Source organism: Janthinobacterium violaceinigrum (genome assembly GCF_009208555.1).
Lineage (GTDB): Bacteria > Pseudomonadota > Gammaproteobacteria > Burkholderiales > Burkholderiaceae_D > Janthinobacterium > Janthinobacterium violaceinigrum.
The window spans coordinates 1-20027 of sequence record NZ_WFLI01000045.1 but is presented as its reverse complement, the minus strand read 5'-3'; the positions used below and the strand labels follow the sequence as shown (position 1 = coordinate 20027).

Sequence of the window (20027 nt, the reverse complement as noted above, 5' to 3'; positions counted from 1 at the left end):
GCGATGGTCGAATTTGCACTAATGAATTTTTTGCAGGAAGCGATACCGGGGCCGGTATCGGAGAATGAAGAAAAGTGGTGCCGGAATAGAAAAAGCCCGGTTCGAAAACCGGGCTCTTCATTATTCTGTGGGGTGGCTGATGGGGCTCGAACCCACGACAACAGGAATCACAATCCTGGACTCTACCAACTGAGCTACAGCCACCACTGTCTTACTTACCTGTTTAGCTGTTTTGCTGAACAGGTGCCGAATTATACAAAGAACTCGGCAAAGTGGCAAATCTAAATGCAGTCTTTTTTAAAGAATCGAAAGATTGCATGAAAACGGCCCATTTCACTCACACGGACAGGTGCTCGACGGGTGGCTGCAAGTCCAGCAAACCGGCGAAGGCTTTCTCCAGCGCCTCGACCTTGGCCGTCGTGTAGCCCTGCAGGCGCGGCGCGTCGTTGTCGAGGCGGCGCAAGCCTGCCGCGTCCAGCAGGCGGGCCAGCTGGCGCGCCACGGCGTCGCCCGTGTCCACCAGGGTGATTGTTTCCTGCGTGTGGGCGCGCACCGTGCGTTCGATGGCGTCCTGTACGAACAGGTAGTGCGTGCAGCCCAGCACCAGGGTGTCGACGCCTTGTTCCAGCATGGGGGCGATGTAGCGTTCCAGCATGGCGCTGGTGGCGTCCTGCGGATCGGTGCCCAGCTCGCACTGCTCGATGCGGTCGGCCAGGCCGATGCAGGGCTGCAAGATGAACGTGGCGCCCGTGGCGGCGCTCACCTGTTCGCGCAGGGCCAGCAGTTTGTCGCCGCGCAAGGCGCGTTCCGTGGCCAGCACGGCGATCTTGCCGTTGCGGCTGATGCTTGCCGCCGGTTTCAAGCCTGGTTCGACACCGACGATGGGCAGGTCGGGGTAGCGCGCGCGCAGTGCCTTGATGGCGGCGATGGTGGCCGTGTTGCAGGCCACGACCAGCGCCTTCGCGCCTTGCTGCAATAAAAAGGCGGTGATCGCCAGCGAACGGTCGACCACTTGCTGTTCCGTCTTGTCGCCATACGGGGCATAGCCGGAATCGGCAAAGTAAATCAGGTCTTCCTGCGGCAGCTGCGCGCGGATATGGCGCAGCACCGACAGGCCGCCCACGCCGGAGTCAAAAATGCCGATGGGGGCGTCTGGGCGGGCAGTGCTTGCAATAGAAATCATAGGGAACCGGGGAAGATAAAAAAACGCCGCGCTGATGTTGCCGCGCGGCGTCTATGGTAGAGCCTGTTTAAGCAACCGTCACGGGAATCTTGCTGACGCTATTGAGTTGCTCGATCTTCGCCTGCCACTCTTTCGGACCCGTGTTGTGTACCGAGGTGCCTTTGGCATCCACGGCCACGGTGACTGGCATGTCGACTACGTCGAATTCGTAGATCGCTTCCATGCCCATGTCGGCAAAGCCCAGCACCTTGGCGTGCTTGATGGCTTTCGACACCAGATAGGCGGCGCCGCCCACGGCCATCAGGTAGGCCGACTGGTGCTTCTGGATCGATTCGATGGCGACGGGGCCCCGTTCGGCCTTGCCGATCATGGCGATCAAGCCCGTTTTTTCCAGCATCATGTCGGTGAACTTGTCCATGCGCGTGGCGGTCGTCGGACCGGCCGGGCCCACGGCTTCGTCGCGCACGGGATCGACGGGGCCGACGTAGTAGATCACGCGGTTCTTGAAGTCGACCGGCAACTCTTCGCCCTTGGCCAGCATGTCCTGGATGCGCTTGTGTGCGGCATCGCGGCCCGTCAGCATCTTGCCGTTCAGCAGCAAGGTCTGGCCCGGCGTCCACGAAGCGACTTCTTCCTTCGTCAGGGTGTTCAGGTCCACGCGCTTGGATTTTTCCGTGTCCGGCGTCCAGTGCACTTCCGGCCACGACGACAGCGATGGCGGTTCCATGTAGGCAGGGCCCGAGCCGTCGAGCACGAAGTGGCCGTGGCGCGTGGCGGCGCAGTTCGGGATCATGGCGACAGGCTTCGACGCGGCGTGCGTCGGGTGCATCATGATTTTCACGTCGAGCACGGTCGTCAAGCCGCCCAGGCCTTGCGCGCCGATGCCCAGCGAGTTGATCTTGTCGCACAGCTCGATACGCAATTCTTCCAGCTTGTTTTGCGGGCCGCGTTGTTTCAGCTCAAACATGTCGATGTCTTCCATCAACACCTCTTTTGCCATCAGCATGGCTTTCTCGGCCGTGCCGCCGATGCCGATGCCCAGCATGCCAGGCGGGCACCAGCCGGCGCCCATGGTCGGCACGGTCTTCATGACCCAGTCCACCAGCGAATCGGACGGGTTCATCATGATCATCTTCGATTTGTTTTCCGAGCCGCCCCCCTTGGCCGCCACTTTCACGTCGACGGTATTGCCTTCGACCAGTTCCATGTGCACGACGGCTGGCGTGTTGTCCTTGGTGTTCTTGCGGTCGAAATGCGGGTCGGCCACGATGGAGGCGCGCAGCTTGTTGTCGTCGAAGTTGTACGCGCGGCGCACGCCTTCGTTGACGGCGTCGGTAACGGTGCCGCTGAAGCCTTCGAAGCGCACACCCATGCCGATTTTCAGGAAGACGTTGACGATACCCGTGTCCTGGCAAATCGGACGCTTGCCTTCCGCGCACATGCGCGAGTTGGTCAGGATTTGCGCGATCGCATCTTTTGCCGCCGGGCTTTGCTCGGCCGCATAGGCGCGCGCCAGGTGTTCGATGTAATCAGCAGGGTGGTAGTAGCTAATGTACTGCAACGCTGCGGCGACGGATTCGATCAGGTCTTCTTGCTTTATGACAGTCATGGTGTTCTCGCGGTAGATAAGAAGGGTAAGACTCTTTACTAATACTGGTTACTGCATTGGAATGACAAAAGCCCACGGCCGCCGCTGGCAGCCATGGGCTTAGTGTTTAATGCGGTCGTGCCTGGTTCTGAGTTACGGTCATGATGCGGTCCGTGTACGCGATCGCCATGGCGGACAGGATGAAGACCATGTGGATCACCGTTTGCGCGATGACCACATTCGGTTCCTTCGCGTACGCGGTGGCGTTGATGAAGGTCTTCAGCAGGTGGATGGACGAGATGCCGATGATGGCCATCGCCAGTTTCGTTTTCAACACGGAAGCATTTACATGCGACAACCACTCCGGCTGGTCTGGGTGGTCATCGAGGTGCATGCGCGACACGAAGGTTTCGTAGCCGCCAATAATGACCATGATCAGCAGGTTCGAAATCATCACCACGTCGATCAGGCCTAATACCACCAGCATGATGGTCGCTTCGTTCAGCTTCACGGGAGGCGGTACGCCAGGCACGGTCACCGCGCTGATGACGTGCTGCAGGGCTGCATCATTGCCGAACACGGCGCCGATCAGGTCGGACAATTCCACCCAGAAATGGAAGACATACACGCATTGTGCGAGGATCAGGCCCAGGTACAGCGGCAACTGCAGCCAGCGCGACATGAAGATGAAGGCGGACAATGGATGCAGCTTGGTATGTTTGGCAGACGGTGGTAGGTGGTCGATCATGTGGGGTTTCCTGGGGGAGTAAATACCAATTTTTGGCATGCCCGACATTTTACACTTGCTGTCGATTACTGCGCATGGCCTTGCTCTGGATTATTGGGTTTGATGAAATACAAAGTGGTATTGAAGCTTCGGCGCGCCAGGCATTTCTCCAATGAAAATACTGTACGGCGTCCCCTTGACGCCCATCGCCGAAGGCGCTTATGGTTAGCATGGAGCGAGGAAAACGCAGCAGAAAACGCGCAATGTAAGGCGTCCGTAAGACACGGCGCTTATCGTGTTAGCAAACAATTACTACACTGGAGACAAGCATGGCCGCTACAGAAAACCAAGGACAGGGCACGCAGCAGCAAGGACCAGAAGAGTCGCGCGTATTTGAACCATCGGCGGCCTTTGCCGCACAAGCCACCATTTCCGGCATGGCTGCGTACCACGCCATGGTGAAAGAGGCGGAAACCGACTACGAAGGCTTCTGGGCCCGGCTGGCGCGCGAAAACCTGAGCTGGAAAAAACCGTTCACGCGCACCTTGAACGAAGACGACGCGCCGTTCTACAAGTGGTTCGAAGACGGCCAGCTGAACGTGTCCTACAATTGCCTGGACCGCAACATCGAAAATGGCCTGGGCGACAAGACGGCCATCATCTTCGAGGCGGACGACGGCACCGTCACCAAGGCTAGCTATAAAGAACTGCACGAAAAAGTCTGCAAGTTCGCCAACGGCCTGAAAGCCAAGGGCATCGCCAAGGGCGACCGCGTCATCATCTATATGTCGATGTCCGTCGAAGGCGTTGCTGCAATGCAAGCCTGCGCCCGTATCGGCGCCACGCATTCCGTCGTCTTCGGCGGCTTCTCGGCCAAATCCCTGCAGGAACGCATTATCGACGCGGGCGCCGTGGCCGTCATCACGGGCGACGAGCAATTGCGCGGCGGCAAGAAGCTGCCATTGAAAGCCATCGTCGACGAAGCGCTGGCGCTGGGCGGCTGCGATTCCGTGAAAAACGTCATCGTGTATAAACGCACGGGCAGCGACTTGCCGATGGTGGCCGGCCGCGACACATGGCTGCACGACCTGGTCGAAGGCCAGAGCGCGCAATGCGAACCGGAATGGGTCGATGCCGAGCATCCACTGTTCATCTTGTATACCTCCGGTTCGACGGGCACGCCGAAGGGCGTGCAGCATTCGAGCGGCGGCTACCTGCTGTGGGCCGCGCTGACGATGAAGTGGAGCTTCGATATCAAACCTGACGACGTGTTCTGGTGCACGGCCGACATCGGCTGGGTGACGGGCCACAGCTACATTGCGTATGGCCCGATGGCCGTGGGCGCCACGCAAGTGGTGTTCGAGGGCATCCCGACCTACCCGAACGCGGGCCGTTTCTGGGAAACCATCAAGAAACACAACGTCAGCATTTTCTACACGGCGCCAACGGCCATCCGTTCGCTGATCAAGGCGGCCGACGTGGACCCGAAAGTCCATCCAAGCAACTACGACCTGACGAGCTTGCGCTTGCTGGGCTCCGTCGGCGAGCCGATCAATCCTGAAGCGTGGATGTGGTACTACAAGCATATCGGCGGCGAGAAATGCCCGATCGTCGACACTTTCTGGCAAACGGAAACGGGTGGCCACATGATCACCCCGTTGCCAGGCGCGACGCCGATGGTCCCCGGTTCCTGCACTCTGCCATTGCCAGGCATCATGGCCGCCATCGTCGACGAAGCGGGCCAGGACGTGCCGAACGGCCAGGGCGGTATCCTGGTGGTAAAACGTCCATGGCCATCGATGATCCGTACGATCTGGAACAACCCGGACCGTTTCAAGTCCAGCTACTTCCCGGAAGAACTGGGCGGCAAGATGTACCTGGCAGGCGACGGCGCCATCCGCAACAAGGACACGGGTTACTTCACCATCACGGGCCGCATCGATGACGTGCTGAACGTGTCGGGCCACCGCATGGGCACGATGGAAATCGAGTCGGCCCTGGTGGCCAACCCGCTGGTGGCCGAAGCGGCGGTAGTCGGCCGTCCGGACGACACGACAGGCGAATCGATTTGCGCCTTCGTCGTGCTCAAGCAAGCGCGTCCGACGGGCGAGGAAGCGAAGAAGCTGGCCCTGGAGCTGCGCAACTGGGTCGGCAAGGAAATCGGCCCGATCGCGAAACCGAAGGAAATCCGTTTTGGCGACAACCTGCCGAAAACCCGCTCCGGCAAAATCATGCGCCGCCTGCTGCGCGTGCTGGCCAAGGGCGAGACGATTACGCAAGACGTGTCGACTCTGGAAAACCCGGCCATCCTGGAGCAGTTGAAGGAAGCGTCGTAATGAAAGGTCGGTCCCTGCGGGGGCCGACCATGGCCTCTGTTGGGCTGCTGCTTGTCGCTGTGTGCTTAAACTTTTACCCCACGGTAAATAACTTTGGCAGTCCGTAGAATCTTTGCTATAATCTGCGGCTTCGCGACAAGCGAGAAATAGTACGCAATGCGAGCAAGTAGACGCATTGCCTGCAGGAGAGGTGGATGAGTGGTTGAAGTCGCACGCCTGGAAAGCGTGTATAGGTTCATAGCCTATCGGGGGTTCGAATCCCCCTCTCTCCGCCACGGATAGTAGTTAAGTAAGATCAGGACGTCTCAGGAAGTCCCTCAAAAACCGCTTAGAGCCTTGATTCTAAGCGGTTTTTTCGTTTCTGGACGTTGCACAGCGTCCCAGGACATCAACCTCAAGTAGGCGCAAGTTTGGGGGCTTCTCGTACTCAGCCATTGCCGCTTGCCCCAAAAATTCAAAAAAACGACTATATTGATCTTTACAGCATGTCGCGCAGGAGGTTTGCCATGCCAAAGATCATTGCTCCGTTGACAGATTTACTCATCCGCAACGCCAAGCCACGCGAGCGGCCGTACAAAATGTTCGATGGTGACGGCATGTACCTCGTCGTCGCTCCTACCGGCTCCCGCATCTGGCGTTTCAAGTTCAGGCAGGCCAACGGCAAAGAGAATACGCTGACGTTCGGCCCTTACCCGGAAATTACCTTGCAGGATGCACGTGAAAAGCGCCTGGCGACACGCCGCCTGCTGCTGCAAGGAATCGACCCCGCCAAGCATCGCGACGATGCCAAACGCTTGGCAAAGGATAAGGCATCCAACACGTTCGAAAAAATCGCGCGCGAGTGGCATGGCAACAAAGTGCCCACGTGGAGCGAACGCACAGCCAAGAACACCATCCAGCGCCTGCAAGCGGACATCTTTCCAGCCATTGGCCGCATGCCGATCGATGAGATAAAGCACCGCGATCTGATTGCCGCGCTGCGCAAGATCGAGGAGCGTGGCGCAAGTGAAGTCGCCCATCGCCTGAGAGCGGTATGTGCGTCAATTTTCAGCTACGCGATTCAGTGCGGATTCACAGAGCGCAATCTGGTCACTGATATGAAGGATGTGCTGAAGACCGTCCGCGCCGGACACTTCGCCGCCATCAGCGCCGACGAACTACCGCAGTTCCTGGCCATTCTGGACCGCAACGAAGCACGCATGTTCGCGCCGACCCGCATTGCGCTGCGGCTGATGCTGCTGTGCTTTGTGCGCACCAGCGAGTTGATCGAGACGCCCTGGAGTGAAATTGACCTGGAGCGCGGCGAGTGGATCATTCCATGGCAACGCATGAAGCGCGGCAAGCTGACCGTCAATCCGGATATGACCAACCATCACGTCTGCCTGTCGCGCCAGGCGCTGGAGCTGCTGCGCGAACTGCACGCGATCACGGGCCGCAGCCAGTACCTGTTCCCGAATCAGCGCGACCACGAAAAGCCGATCAGCAATAACACGATACTGGTGGCGCTTGGACGCATGGGATACAAGGGCAAGATGACCGGCCATGGCTTCCGGGCGCTGGCCATGAGCACTATCAAGGAGCGCCTGGGCTACCGGCATGAAGTCGTGGACCGGCAACTGGCACATGCACCGAAGGATAAGGTGGCCAGCGCCTATGACCGGGCGCAGTTCCTGGCGGAACGGCGCCGGATGATGCAGGATTGGGCCGACTACATCGATGCCGTCAGCGGCAAGGGAGCGCCACCGCAGACGCCAAGATTAACGCTGGTCAGTGGCGAATTCAGCCGGGATGGCGGAACAGGAGGGCACCATGTCTAAGTATGTATTGCGCCTCACGGATGCGCTTATCAAGCAGGCTGCTCCGAAGGACAAATTATATAAACTTCCCGATGGGGCTGGTCTGTACATCGAAGTGCAGCCCAGCGGCAGCAAGATCTGGCGCATGAAGTATCTCCAGCAAGGCGGTGGAGAAAGCGTTCTGACTTTTGGCCGGTATCCCGAAGTGTCCATCGCCAAAGCCCGCGAACACAGGCTTGCAGCGCATCAGATGCTGGAGAGGAAGCAGGACCCGAGCACAGAATTCAATCGAGAAAAATTGCATCCACTGCCAAAGCCTATTCCACTCGACGAAATATTCGATGAGCCGGAGTGGGGCCATGTGCAGACCAGTGTTCTGCGGGCGACCCTGTTCGCTATCCGTCACCTCGAAACCGCCTTATTTCCTGCATTGGAGCGCATTTCCGTCAGTGAAGCACAGCACAGTATCCAGCAAGCAGCCATTCGGCAAATTGAACAGGACGGTTTGCAGGTCGTTTCCCGACACCTGGAGGGTGTTGCGACGGCGCTCGCTGCCAGCTATTTACGTAACGGTATGAGCATGGACCAATTGGTTAGTGCGATGAAAGAGTCAAGGAGGCGGGTACGTCGCCAGGGAGACAACATGCAGTAGCTACTTGAGCCTTTGTCCGTACTGCAATTCTGCGTACTACGAAAAGCACCCTTGACGAAACGAACCGCTTGCAAATGTCGTGATCAGGCCTAGAATGAAGCTCTCTTATGTGGGAATCGCTCCCACGAGGGCATGCATCGAGCATGTACCTGTGCTTAGCGGCATAGGCGTTGCGGTCGTTACCCGCCACCATGATACCTAGCAGTTTCTGCTAGACATATATATCGCCGGGCCATGCAGAAGCATGCACATCTCGGCACGATAAAGCGCTGCCTTCAGCGTCTTCATATCCCACAATCCGCAAGACGGATTGCCTGGATGATTGCGCCCGATGGGCGCTCCTTCAAACAGGAGCAAGACTCCTGCCCTGATTGGTTCGCATACCCCGCGAGGTAGCGAACCCTATAAAGCACAGCATGGCTTTGCCGCAAGCCGCACCGTCAGCAGAAATGCCAGCGATGCGATGCCATCGCGGCCGCTGCCAGCGCCTGTGCTTCAGAGCCGCCAGTATCGTCACCGCGAGTGCGATGCTGGCATATATGCCGTCACATGCCATGGCTACGTGCGCGCGTCGTTACTGGCGGCGTGCTGCCAGTGACGACGCGCCGCCGACGGCATAGGCCAAGGCGGCAAGCACGGAGCGTCCGCGTGACGGTGCTCAGTGACGAGGCCAGATGCCTCTTCATCGCAGGCTAGCCTTGCGATTTCCTTCGCCCGCTAAGGGCTGATTAGTAGAAGTTGAACCGTGCACGAGGTGCACTCCATGGACCCTGGGTGATTGGTCCCTGCTGCGGCGGCTCCCTCCGGGAGCGCGCAGCGGTGCCACACGCGCATGCGGCGCGGGCAGGCAGTAACAGCAACCGCATACACGGGAGTGGTGTCCCGAGGCCCTTGATTCAACCTTTTCTGCCGAGGCAGTGAGGGTGGCCAGAAACACTTACCAGACAGGATTACACCACGCAGCATCGATGTAAAAACCAAGGATCGAAGGGATGACTTTGCCATGCGCGACTTGAACTACCAGCTCAAGCAACTGTGTCACCGCAACCGCGATGGCAGTTTTGCGACGCAGGCCGACCGCGAACGCTTGTTAAACCTGTGCGCCAACGACCTGGCGGAACGGGGCTTCCAGCATATGAGCGTGGACAGCCTGAAGCCGAAGCATGTGGCGGCGCTGCTCGACAAGTGGAAGCAGGATGGCGTCAGTACTGGAACGATCAAGAATCGCATGAGCGCCTTGCGCTGGTGGGCCGAGAAGATCGGCAAGGAAAACATCATTGCGCGCACCAACAGCGAATACGGCATCGCGGAGCGGGTGTTTGTCACCAACGTCTCGAAGGCGAAGGTGCTGGACCCCGACACGCTGGCCCGCGTGAATGATCCGTATACGCGCATGTCCTTGCAGCTGCAGGCGGCGTTTGGATTGCGGCGCGAGGAAAGCATCAAGATCAAGCCGGGATGGGCCGATGGCGGGAACATCCTGCGGCTGCAGGATAGCTGGACCAAGGGTGGCAAGTATAGGGAGGTGCCGATCACAACCATGCAGCAGCGCGCCGTGCTGGAAGCGGCCAAGGCGCTGGCGGGAAAAGGCAGCTTGATTCCGGCGCAGTTGCAGTATCGGGACCAGTTGAACCGCTTTCGGGCGCAGTGCGACAAGGCTGGCATCCATGGCGTGCATGGGCTGCGCCATGAGTACGCGCAGCGGCGCTATACGGAGCTGACTGGCCGACCTTGTCCAGCCTGTGGCGGCCCGACGTCCAGACAGCTGGATGCTTCACAAAAACTCGCAGATCAAGCTGCGCGGATGAAGATTTCGGTGGAGATGGGGCATGGACGTGAACAGGTCACTTCCATCTATCTGGGGAGATGACCGGCCATCTGTATCGGGGGCTGCAGCGCATGAAATAGAAGAGATGCAGAGGGGGCAGCGCTGGCGCTGCCGAAATGATCACGGAGAGTCGGCACGACTTTCCATTGTTTGCTGTTCATCAATCGAAGGAGAATTCTATGACCACGACTAAAAAATTCCTCCGCTTGCCTGCGGTAATCGAGGCCACCGGCTGGTCCCGCGCCACAATCTGGCGCAAGGTGAAGGCAGGCGTGTTGCCAGCACCAATTCCTATCGGCCCTAAGTCTGTCGCTTGGGACGCGGCTGAAATCGCCGAATGGCAACAGCGCTGTATAGACGCCAGGCGTGGATGCGCTTGAGACGTTGATCGGCGTTTCTCCAGCCTATTGCTTGCCAGTCAGGGAGTAGCGGATACCTAGTCGTGGAAAGAATCAATGCATGGCTATCCCATCTGACATCCAGTGTTGGATTATCTGAGGTGCCGCACCTAACGCCTGTACCCGGCATGCGGTGCTATAGGGTAATTTGCGTTTTCATTCTTATTTACACGTTTTTTGTCTTGACAATACTTTTTTTTCTTTATAGACTTGATTAAGTTAAAAAAAGGAGAAAAACGAATGAAAACGCAATTATCGATCCCAATCCACACTCAACAATTTCTTGAGCTGGCAAATTTCCTTCGAAGCAACGGTGACCCTCGCGATCCGGTGGAGATAGTATCAGTGGCGATTGACTATTGGCTTGATAACGCCAGTTGGAAGCCAGAGCTTCTATCCGAAAGTGATACTCGCGGCTACCAGTGGAAAAATCTGTTTCTGCCCAGCGGCACTCAGATCCGCATGCAGTACAAGGGTGCATACTTCTACGCCAAGGTGGATGGTGACGAAATTATCTACGACGGCCAACCAATCTCACCCGGAAGTTTGGCGAACACTATCGCGGGCAACAGTCGTAACGCGTGGCGAGACCTTTGGATCAAACGTCCCGAAGACAAGGAGTGGAAGCTTGCGGACGAGTGCCGGTCGGAGGTCGCCATTGACCCACTGATCAAGCCGTGATAGCTGGGGCAGTTCGGAAGCCGGTCTGAAGCAGCTGTGTACATCTCAGACCTTCGCCCTAAACGCAAGGGCGTGGCAGATGGTGCTGTCCTTGAGCAGCCAGAACGATTGTGGGATGGCGATATCTTGCATGGTCGCGTCGGCGGGCATTGATGATTCCGGAATCGTCGGTGATGTATCCGTAGAGCTTGTCTTTGTTATGCTGATCTTCTGTTGTAGGTTGATGCTTCAGAAAGAAAGAAATCATGACTTCGCCGTCATGGGGATTCAATGAGCTGACGTTGGGTGTCGCAGATCGGTCAGCGTCGGTACTTGAGTGAGGAGGCCAGATCCAGGCTGCGCGGTAGCAAGGTTTGCTTGATAGCCATTGCGCCTGCGTTGTTGATTCGTGTACTAGCCGAACGTGTGTTGGTGTCTTTGCTTGACCACTGCTAGGTCGGTTTTGCCGTGATGTCTATCGTTGTTGATTCCTCATTTTTCTGCGTCGAGGTGAAAGTCCGAAGGCATTTACAGGGTTTTGGGATTTGGTTGTGTTCAACAGTCGTAATCACGTATTCGAAAAAATGGAATTGATGTCACTGGGTGTATGCAGGACTGGTCTAAATTTGGTTAAATCAAGTCTACTCAGTTCTAAATTGCTCTAATCTTATTTGCATGTGGCCGGAGACTGTGGGATCATCATTCCAGTATGGAATATTTTGTAATTTGAAAAGGCGACGTCATGTCAGATCGTTGGTTGTCGGTTGAGGAAATTGCTGAACACCTTGGAATTGGCAAGGATACCGTCTATGCATGGATTTCTAAGAAGAGGATGCCCGCGCATCGAGTAGGCCGATTCTGGAAGTTTCAGCGTGTCGAAGTTGATACATGGGTTAAGTCTGGCGGCGCCGACGAGAGCAAGACTATGGTCGAAGAATAACAATGGCAGAGCCAGTGGGTTGGCTTCATGCGAGCGTTTTTTCGTAGGCCGCGTATTCCCAATTTTTTAACCCGACACGTACTTCAGGGCGAACTACTCATTGCAGGAAATAGAACTTAATGGATTACCAAGAACTTAAACTACTTGAAGACGACCTATGGGAAGCCGCCGATCAACTTCGCGCCAATTCCAAGCTCACGGCCAGCGAGTACTCTATGCCTGTGCTAGGTCTGATCTTCTTGCGTCACGCCACCACGCGCTTTAATGACCTATTGCCTGAAGTGTTAAAAGCAGTACCAGCCCGCGCCACGGGTGCTTTGCGTGAGGATCGCCTCAAGCTTGGTTTTCAGAGTAAGGCCGCCATTTACCTTCCAGAATCAGCTAGATACGACTACTTGGCCGCGCTGCCAGCTGGCACAAATGTTGGAGCGGCTATCCGTGACGCCATGATAGCTATCGAAGATTCTGTGACAGATCAAAAGGGGCAGAAGCTCCTTGAGGGCGCGTTGCCGAAGGACTATCTCGGGCTTGAGCAGGACTTGCTCGCCGAGCTTATCAAGATATTCAACCGCCCCGCGTTGCAGACAGCCAAGGGTGATGTCTTTGGTCGTATTTACGAATATTTTCTGAACCAGTTTGCACAAAGCGGTGCTCAAGAGGGCGGTGAATTCTTTACGCCGCCAAGCCTCGTGCGCATGATCGTGAATGTGATCGAGCCAGACCACGGCATGGTACTTGATCCAGCATGCGGCTCAGCTGGTATGTTCGTGCAAACAGGCCACTTCATCGAAGAGGTTTGTCACAAAAACACGAACGACATCGATATCACGTTTTATGGCCAAGAGAAAGCTGACCTGAACAGCAAGCTAGCCCGTATGAACTTGGCCGTGCATGGGCTGGAGGGCAACATTCGCATTGGCAATACCTTCTATGAAGACCACCACCAACTGCTGGGTACTTGCGACTTCGTCATGGCAAACCCACCTTTCAATGTTGATGGCGTCCAGGTTGCCAAGATCAAGAGTCAAGTCGGCGAAAACCAGACCGGACGGTTGCCCTTTGGTTTGCCCGGCGTCGCTGGAAAATCCAAGGGCAAGAATAATGGCGACGGTGAAACCATCTCCAATGCCAACAGTCTTTGGATTCAATACTTTTATAGCTACTTGAACGCGAGTGGCCGCGCAGGCTTCGTGATGGCCTCTAGTGCCTCGGATGCCGGAAATAAGGACAAGGAAATCCGGCAGAAGTTGGTGGAAACCGGACATGTGGATGTGATGATGTCAATCGGGCCGAAGTTCTTCTACACGCGCACCTTGCCATGTGCTTTGTGGTTTTTCGATAAAGGCAAGCCTGACGATTTGCTAGACACCGTGCTGATGATTGATGCCCGCAATGTATACACGGTGGTATCGGCGCGCTCCCACGTTTTCACCGACGAACAGCTTCTCAACCTCAGTGCGATTACTTGGCTTTACCGGGGAGAGCACGAGAAATTCACGGCACTATTGGCCAGCTACCAAATTAGGGCCGGGCAGTATTTGTCACAGCTCCCAGAACGATTCGCCAGTGACGAGCAGCAAGTTAACTTGCTGAGCCAAGCGCTGCGTAACTTTGGCCAGACGACCGCAGATGCAGCAATTATTAATACGGTGCGCGATAGATTAGGGGATGAACATTGCATCACCGATGAGGCGGTGGAAATCTATCGGACCGAGCTCATAAAGTTGGACAAGCTTGCCGAAGGCTGGGGCTTTGCATTGGAAGCGGCGTTGGCAGGTATCCAACCTATACAACAAGCAATCGCAGGCCTCTCGCCAAGCAGCACTTTTGCAGAGCGCAGGTCGCTACAGAACCAGATTGAGACGATCAGTCCGTCACTGAAAGCGGCACTCGCCGTCTTGGAGGTACGGCATAAGTGCTGGCTGAAAGTGTTAGATATTGCAGAAAAAACATTGAGAGCGCGCCATTGGCAAAATTTTGCCGCCGATGTGGCGAGAAATGCTAAAAAAGCATTGCTTCCTCATGATGCGAAGAAGCGCGAAAAACCTACACTGCACGATCAGGGACTAGAAGCGATCAAGCGAGCCAGTTACTTCATTGCGCAAGGGCACTGGCTGATAAGTCGCTTTCCGGACGGTTTGTATGACGACGTGCCAGGGCTGTGCAAGGCTGTGACGAAAAAAGAAATCGAAGACAGCGACTATTCATTGACGCCAGGGCGCTATGTAGGCGTGGCGCATGTTAGCCAAAGTGACGATGAAGGTGAGGCATTTATTTTTCGGATGAAGGAGATTCACGCCGACTTAGCTGAACTAAATGACTTAGCAAATATTCTCGCAACCAAGATCCAGGATGTTTTCGCCGAGATGGACGAATGATGGGGCAGCTTGTCAGGCTAGGCGATGTTGCAGATATGATGTCGGGCTTTGCCTTTAAGAGTCAAGAGTTTCTCGACAACTCTGAGGACGGCATCTATTTGGTACGTGGCGACAATGTACAGCAAGGATTCATTCGCTGGGGAGAAAAGGCAAAAAAATGGCGTAATGATGCTTATGACGACTTGGTACGCTATCATTTGCAAAAAGATGATGTGATCCTTGCAATGGATCGCCCTATTGTGGGCGGCGGGCTTAAGCTCGCTTGGATTAGGGATGAGGACTTACCAAGTCTGCTCGTGCAGCGTGTGACTCGAATCAGAGGTATTTCCGAAAAGGCGAAAACAAATTATTTGCGTTATGTTCTATCGACCCCTAGTTTCCTTGCGCACATTGATCGCATCACGACTGGCGCAAACATTCCTCATATCAGCGGCAAGGACATTGCAAGCTTTGAGTTCAGATTGCCAAACATCGACGAGCAAGATCGAATTGTCGATTTCATTGTCCGCTACGACCATTTGATTGAAACTAACCAGCGCCGAATTGCTTTGCTTGAAGAAGCTGTACGCATGCTTTACCGTGAATGGTTTGTGAATCTACGCTGCCCTGGTGCTGAAGTCAAAGGTAGTGGTCTGCCGATCGGCTGGGCAAGTTGCAACTTGGGTGATCTGGTCACGCTAAATTATGGGAAATCTTTAAAAGACTCAGTTCGTATCGCGGGTGATATTCCGGTCTATGGGTCCAGCGGAATTGTTGGGGCCAACAATCATGCTCTTGTCAATGGTTCTGCAATTATAGTCGGAAGAAAAGGCAATGTGGGCAGCGTCTATTACTCGGCGACGAGCTGCTTTCCGATTGATACAGTGTATTACGTCGATGGTGCCCAAGCCACTTACTACAACTATTTACTCCTGGAATCACAGCCGTTCGTTAGTAGCGATACAGCAGTACCTGGGTTAAATAGGACTTATGCATATTCGCTACCAGTCCTGCGTCCAAGCGATGAAGCATTAGAGCTTTTTGAACAAACTGTAACGCCGCTATTCGATCAAGTGAAAAATCTTGGTCGGCAGGAAGTAGGGTTGCAAGCTGCTCGTAACGCACTGTTGCCAAAAATAATGTCGGGTGAATTTACCCTCTGAACGAAAGAGGAGAAACAATATGGCGTGCGCAGATTACTCAGAAGACAACAATATTCAGGAACCCGCAGCCAAGCTGTTCGAGGATAACCTTGATTGGCGCTCAGTCTATGCCTTCAACGCAGAAACCTTTGGCGCAACATCCCTACTTGGCCGCAAAGATGCGACTCAGGTCGTACTTGTACGAGCACTAGATGCGGCATTGGCGAAACTGAACTCGGAACTGGCAGCGACGCCTGACGGGCGATCCCAGTTGGCAATTGCACGAGATCAGTTATTGGATGCGGACCCGACTAAGACACTCTTGCAACATAATGAAGCCAAATGGAGGATGATGCGTGATGGCATCACCTTGAAATCGCTTGGCGGCAATGCGGTGGAGGATGTGCACATCACAGTGATAGATTTCAATGCGCCAGAGGCTAATGACTTCCTGGTGGTACGCGAACTATGGGTGCAAAGCGGCCCATTTAGGCGGCGTTGTGATCTTATTGGCTTCGTCAATGGGCTTCCGCTGGTTTTCATAGAACTTAAGCGGCACGACAAGGGGCTGAAGGCCGCGTTCGACGACAACTACAACGATTACAAAGATACGATTCCGCATTTGTTTCATTACAATGCGCTAGTTATCGTCTCGAACGGGCTAGATGCTCGTTTTGGTTCCATTAGCAGTACATGGGATCACTTCTACCGCTGGAAGCGTTTGAATGAAGACGACACGGACCCAGCACCGAAGCACGATGAGTCTCCGCTGAAGCCCATTCTCCCAATCTTGTTGCGTGGCATGTGTAACAAGAGTGCATTGCTGGATATTTTTGAGAACTTCACTTTATTCGACGGCAGCGAAGAGCACATGCTGAAGGTGGTTGCACGCAATCATCAGTATTTGGGTGTCAACAAGGCTATCGCCAAGCTGCAAGCTGGAGATGCCGACGTGCTGGCAGGAAAGCTGGGGGTATTCTGGCACACTCAAGGGAGTGGGAAAAGCTATTCAATGTTGTTCTTCTGCCAGAAAGTGCACCGAAAAGTATCGGCAGCCTACACCTTTGTATTGCTGACAGACCGCAAAGAGTTAGACGATCAGATTTACACAACTTTTGTCGGCTGCGGGGTTTCGACCAACAAGGGCGATAAGGCCACTGGCGCCGAAGGACTGGAACGGTTACTGCGTGATGAAAACCGCCGTTACGTGTTCAGCTTGATCCACAAGTTCCGCAAGCGAGTGGCCGAACCTTGGACAACTCGGCGCGACATCATTGTATTGTCTGACGAAGCGCACCGCACGCAATACGGTCGGCTGGCTACTCAGATGCGTATGGCGCTCAATAGTGCGACTTTTATGGCCTTCACGGGGACACCGTTGATTGACGGTAGAGAGCAGCATGAGACCGAGAAGGTGTTCGGTCCTTACGTGTCCGTCTATGATTTTCAACGAGCAGTGGCAGATGGAGCGACTTTGCCGTTGTACTACGAGAACCGTGGCGAGAAGTTGCGCATCGTCGACCCGGATCTGAATAAGCGCATTGAGGCGCGCATCGACGCAGCCCGTTCTGACGGCGAACTCACCGAGGAACAGGAGGAAAAGCTTTACCGTGAATTAGCTCGTGAGTATCCGGTTTTTACGTCAGACACCCACTTGAACGATGTGGCGACAGACTTTGTCGAGCATTATCACCAGCGCTGGCGTCTTATGGAGTCGCCCGTAAAGCTAGGCGCGACGCCGAAGTACGGTGGCAATGCCAAGGCAATGTTGGTCTGTATTGACAAAATTACTTGTGCCAAGATGGCGGAGCGGATCAAGGGAAAATGGCTAGCCAAGCGGATTCAATTGCAAGGCAGACTTCAAAATGAAGAGGAATACTTCGCGAAGGTAGGAAAGCCTGAGACTGCTTTCGTAGCCCGTTTACGCGCGCAGATTGCGTGGATGGCTGATACGCAGATTCACCCGGTTTTCAGTCCTGAGCAAAACGAAATTAAGGATTTCGCCGCAGACGGGATTGATGTGAGGCCATATCGTGAGATATTGGTTAAGGGGATCAACGGCAAGGCCGTTGATGAGTGTTTTAAAGATGGCAAACATCCGTTCCGCATCGCCGTAGTTTGCGCCATGTGGTTGACTGGTTTTGATGTGAAAGCACTAGCCACCTTGTATCTAGACAAACCCATGAAGGGGCATACACTGATGCAGGCCATTGCCAGGGTTAACCGTGTCGCTGCGAACAAGAAGAACGGCCTAATCATTGACTACAACGGCATGCTCAAGAGCCTGCGCAAAGCTCTCGCCACCTATGCTCAGGGCGACAAAGGCACACCGGCCGATCCCTTGTTCGACGAAGACCAAGCACTGGCTGAATATTCTAATTCCATTGATAAGGTCCGGGCGCACTTGGCCATAGTCGGCTTTGATCTTGATGCCTTAGTAAGAGCTGAAGAGGGCGAGGAGACGTGGGCGGAGTTGTTGAATGCGCAGAACGCGGTGAGCGCCTCTGCCGAGTGTAAGAAGACTTTTCAGGTGTTGGCCGAAGATGTTTTCGATCGCTTCCGTGGTCTTTTCCCGAATCCAGGAGTGTTCAAGTACGAGCCGCAAGAAAATGCAATCTCGGCAATTTATAACCTACTACAAAAGCCAAAGCCAAAAGTGGATATAACCGCGATCATGCAAGAGATTCGTGGTGTCATCGACGCGTCATTGGAAGTCACTCCGAGAGGGCGCCTCAATCAAATGTCCAAACAATACGACTTGTCGCGCATTGATTTTGAGCGTCTTCGGGTTGAGTTTGCCAAGTCGCCTTTTAAGGAAACGGTTGTGCTGACTTTGCAGGAGCGAATTCAAGCCCGTTTAGATCTAATGATGGCAGAGAATCCGAGCCGGATTGACCTCTATAAGCGCTACCAAGACATTATTGCTGAGTACAACAAGGACAAGGACGACGCCGAAATTCAGAAAGTCTTTGAAGATTTAATGAAACTGCATGATTCACTCGATCAAGAGGAGCAGCGTTACGTACGCGAAGGATTCAAGAGCGAAAAGGAGTTGGCCCTGTTTGATCTGCTATCGAAAGATAATGCAAGTATCACTAAAGGTGATATTCAGAAGATTAAAAAAGTCGCCCAGGATCTGATGCAGACAGTTGAGACCCGTCGGTACGAGATGGGCGACTTGCGCGACAGGGCTGCAATTCAAGCGAAAATGAAGGCCGCGATTATTGACCGGATGTTGGAAGGGATGCCTGATGAATACTCCAGCGAAGACATCGAAGTGTGCGCCGACGTGATTTACCAGTACGTTCAAAAGCAGATGCAATCGGCGATAATGCATTGAGGATTTCAATAATTAGAGAAATGAGCGATGTTCCCGCAATGTCATTGAATTTCCATAGTTGGTACTGGGGCGCTTCCATCTTGCAAGCGCTTTCCCAATACACTCGTTAATTGTGCCGGCTAGCATTGGATCTTTCGACGGGTGAGCTACGAATGCGAGTTGCGTATTGGTCATAGTGGCACCATACAAAATCACCGGAATCGATCCTCGTTGCGCGAACCAAGCAGAATCCGTCAAAACCCTATTCGGATCAAGGCTTGCAGTATTGCCGCGAGTAATGTATTTATGAAAAGCGTAGCACTTGCGTTGTCGAGGCTGCTAATTGCACCCGAGAATTTCTTGGACCGTGTTTGAAAGCTAGGGGCTGATGAGACGTGAGGCTTGTGGGCTTTGAGTTGTCCACGCGATGGCTGTGTCGGTGCCGGAAATGGACCGGACAGAAGGACTTTCTGTCTACAAATAAAAATGCCGACTTACATGGTTTGGTGTTTGTCGACGTGTGTTCTTAGTGGCTCTGGACGGAATCGAACCACTGGCACAGGGATTTTCAATCCTTGACTCGAATGAATATTTTTTTTGCACTAATTTATGGTGCCGGTGGGAAAATTCTTGGTAAGGGTATTGTTGAGGGTACTCTTTAAGTTAGTATCCATCGAAATCGGCTATTCATACACGTTTTTAGCCATGATGGGAATCCCCCTCTCAAAAAGAAAAATCTACCCTCGGGTAGCTTTTTCTTTCGTCTGTCCGCGAAGAGAAGCACGCCCCCTGCGGGGCGAGGGGGGATTCGAAGGGCTGGGCCTAGCGGCTTGGCCCTCTCCGAAGCGACCAACTGCTGCCGCTGCGCAGCAGCCTCGCGCGTCTGCGTTGTTCGTTCGTGGCTCTAATCAGGTTTCGTGTGGACTCGCTTCTATGGCGCCCAGCGCCAAATGGCCAACCTGACCGCATCACTTTGTAGTGGTTTAATGTACCCGGACACTGATTTAGGCGAGAATGCTCGCCATGGAGAGGTGTTTGATGAGCAAGCAAAGACGCACGTTTTCCCCTGAGTTCAAACAGCAGGCAGCATGCCTGGTGCTG

The 20027-nt window shown here is 54.6% G+C and carries 13 protein-coding genes and 2 tRNA genes; 11 read left to right on the top strand and 4 right to left on the bottom strand.

Annotated features, from left to right (window positions below; genetic code table 11):
* Window positions 1–128 precede the first annotated feature (128 nt).
* The 4 genes from GCN75_RS25535 to GCN75_RS25520 all read right to left on the bottom strand — a co-directional run bounded on the left by GCN75_RS25535 (window position 129) and on the right by GCN75_RS25520 (window position 3519).
* Window positions 129–204 (bottom strand) — tRNA-His (locus tag GCN75_RS25535).
* A gap of 133 nt (window positions 205–337) precedes the next feature.
* Window positions 338–1183 (bottom strand): glutamate racemase, encoded by an 846-nt coding sequence (murI, locus tag GCN75_RS25530; RefSeq protein WP_152284875.1) that lies wholly within the window; start codon window positions 1181–1183, stop codon window positions 338–340.
* Window positions 1184–1250: 67 nt separating this feature from the next.
* On the bottom strand, window positions 1251–2792 hold the full coding sequence (locus tag GCN75_RS25525) for a fumarate hydratase (RefSeq protein ID WP_034784516.1): 1542 nt from the start codon (window positions 2790–2792) through the stop codon (window positions 1251–1253).
* A gap of 106 nt (window positions 2793–2898) precedes the next feature.
* Window positions 2899–3519 carry a YqhA family protein gene (locus GCN75_RS25520; protein ID WP_152258977.1) on the bottom strand — a complete coding sequence of 207 codons (621 nt, stop codon included), beginning with the start codon at window positions 3517–3519 and terminating at the stop codon, window positions 2899–2901.
* A gap of 308 nt (window positions 3520–3827) precedes the next feature.
* Between GCN75_RS25520 and acs the strand changes: the two genes are divergently transcribed.
* The 11 genes from acs to GCN75_RS25465 all read left to right on the top strand — a co-directional run bounded on the left by acs (window position 3828) and on the right by GCN75_RS25465 (window position 18947).
* A complete protein-coding gene (acs, locus tag GCN75_RS25515) occupies window positions 3828–5834 on the top strand; it encodes an acetate--CoA ligase (RefSeq protein WP_152284874.1) in 2007 nt (668 codons plus the stop codon).
* 184 nt (window positions 5835–6018) lie between these two features.
* Window positions 6019–6109: transfer RNA gene (locus GCN75_RS25510), tRNA-Ser, on the top strand.
* 231 nt (window positions 6110–6340) lie between these two features.
* A complete protein-coding gene (locus GCN75_RS25505; RefSeq protein ID WP_152284873.1) occupies window positions 6341–7651 on the top strand; it encodes a tyrosine-type recombinase/integrase in 1311 nt (436 codons plus the stop codon).
* Window positions 7644–8282 carry a DUF4102 domain-containing protein gene (locus tag GCN75_RS25500; RefSeq protein ID WP_193317652.1) on the top strand — a complete coding sequence of 213 codons (639 nt, stop codon included), beginning with the start codon at window positions 7644–7646 and terminating at the stop codon, window positions 8280–8282. The genes GCN75_RS25505 and GCN75_RS25500 overlap by 8 nt, the downstream gene beginning before the upstream one ends.
* 1003 nt (window positions 8283–9285) lie before the next feature.
* Window positions 9286–10152, top strand: a complete 867-nt coding sequence (locus GCN75_RS25495; protein WP_152284871.1) for a phage integrase N-terminal domain-containing protein — start codon at window positions 9286–9288, stop codon at window positions 10150–10152.
* 137 nt (window positions 10153–10289) lie between these two features.
* The gene (locus GCN75_RS25490; RefSeq protein WP_152284870.1) at window positions 10290–10490 is read left to right on the top strand and encodes a helix-turn-helix transcriptional regulator; all 201 of its coding nucleotides are present in this window, start codon (window positions 10290–10292) and stop codon (window positions 10488–10490) included.
* 258 nt (window positions 10491–10748) lie between these two features.
* On the top strand, window positions 10749–11189 hold the full coding sequence (locus GCN75_RS25485; RefSeq protein ID WP_152284869.1) for a hypothetical protein: 441 nt from the start codon (window positions 10749–10751) through the stop codon (window positions 11187–11189).
* Window positions 11190–11910: 721 nt separating this feature from the next.
* On the top strand, window positions 11911–12108 hold the full coding sequence (gene mads1, locus GCN75_RS25480; protein ID WP_152284868.1) for a methylation-associated defense system helix-turn-helix domain-containing protein MAD1: 198 nt from the start codon (window positions 11911–11913) through the stop codon (window positions 12106–12108).
* A 119-nt stretch (window positions 12109–12227) separates the two neighbouring features.
* The gene (locus tag GCN75_RS25475) at window positions 12228–14486 is read left to right on the top strand and encodes a type I restriction-modification system subunit M (RefSeq protein WP_152284867.1); all 2259 of its coding nucleotides are present in this window, start codon (window positions 12228–12230) and stop codon (window positions 14484–14486) included.
* A complete protein-coding gene (locus tag GCN75_RS25470; RefSeq protein ID WP_152284866.1) occupies window positions 14483–15628 on the top strand; it encodes a restriction endonuclease subunit S in 1146 nt (381 codons plus the stop codon). Before GCN75_RS25475 ends, GCN75_RS25470 begins: the two co-directional genes overlap by 4 nt.
* 19 nt (window positions 15629–15647) lie before the next feature.
* On the top strand, window positions 15648–18947 hold the full coding sequence (locus GCN75_RS25465) for a type I restriction endonuclease subunit R (protein ID WP_152284865.1): 3300 nt from the start codon (window positions 15648–15650) through the stop codon (window positions 18945–18947).
* Window positions 18948–20027: the final 1080 nt, after the last annotated feature.

Coding starts and splice junctions, on each gene's coding strand:
- murI (WP_152284875.1), bottom strand. CDS start 1,183: ATGATTTCTATTGCAAGCACTGCCCGCCCAGACGCCCCCATCGGCATT.
- GCN75_RS25525 (WP_034784516.1), bottom strand. CDS start 2,792: ATGACTGTCATAAAGCAAGAAGACCTGATCGAATCCGTCGCCGCAGCG.
- GCN75_RS25520 (WP_152258977.1), bottom strand. CDS start 3,519: ATGATCGACCACCTACCACCGTCTGCCAAACATACCAAGCTGCATCCA.
- acs (WP_152284874.1), top strand. CDS start 3,828: ATGGCCGCTACAGAAAACCAAGGACAGGGCACGCAGCAGCAAGGACCA.
- GCN75_RS25505 (WP_152284873.1), top strand. CDS start 6,341: ATGCCAAAGATCATTGCTCCGTTGACAGATTTACTCATCCGCAACGCC.
- GCN75_RS25500 (WP_193317652.1), top strand. CDS start 7,644: ATGTCTAAGTATGTATTGCGCCTCACGGATGCGCTTATCAAGCAGGCT.
- GCN75_RS25495 (WP_152284871.1), top strand. CDS start 9,286: ATGCGCGACTTGAACTACCAGCTCAAGCAACTGTGTCACCGCAACCGC.
- GCN75_RS25490 (WP_152284870.1), top strand. CDS start 10,290: ATGACCACGACTAAAAAATTCCTCCGCTTGCCTGCGGTAATCGAGGCC.
- GCN75_RS25485 (WP_152284869.1), top strand. CDS start 10,749: ATGAAAACGCAATTATCGATCCCAATCCACACTCAACAATTTCTTGAG.
- mads1 (WP_152284868.1), top strand. CDS start 11,911: ATGTCAGATCGTTGGTTGTCGGTTGAGGAAATTGCTGAACACCTTGGA.
- GCN75_RS25475 (WP_152284867.1), top strand. CDS start 12,228: ATGGATTACCAAGAACTTAAACTACTTGAAGACGACCTATGGGAAGCC.
- GCN75_RS25470 (WP_152284866.1), top strand. CDS start 14,483: ATGATGGGGCAGCTTGTCAGGCTAGGCGATGTTGCAGATATGATGTCG.
- GCN75_RS25465 (WP_152284865.1), top strand. CDS start 15,648: ATGGCGTGCGCAGATTACTCAGAAGACAACAATATTCAGGAACCCGCA.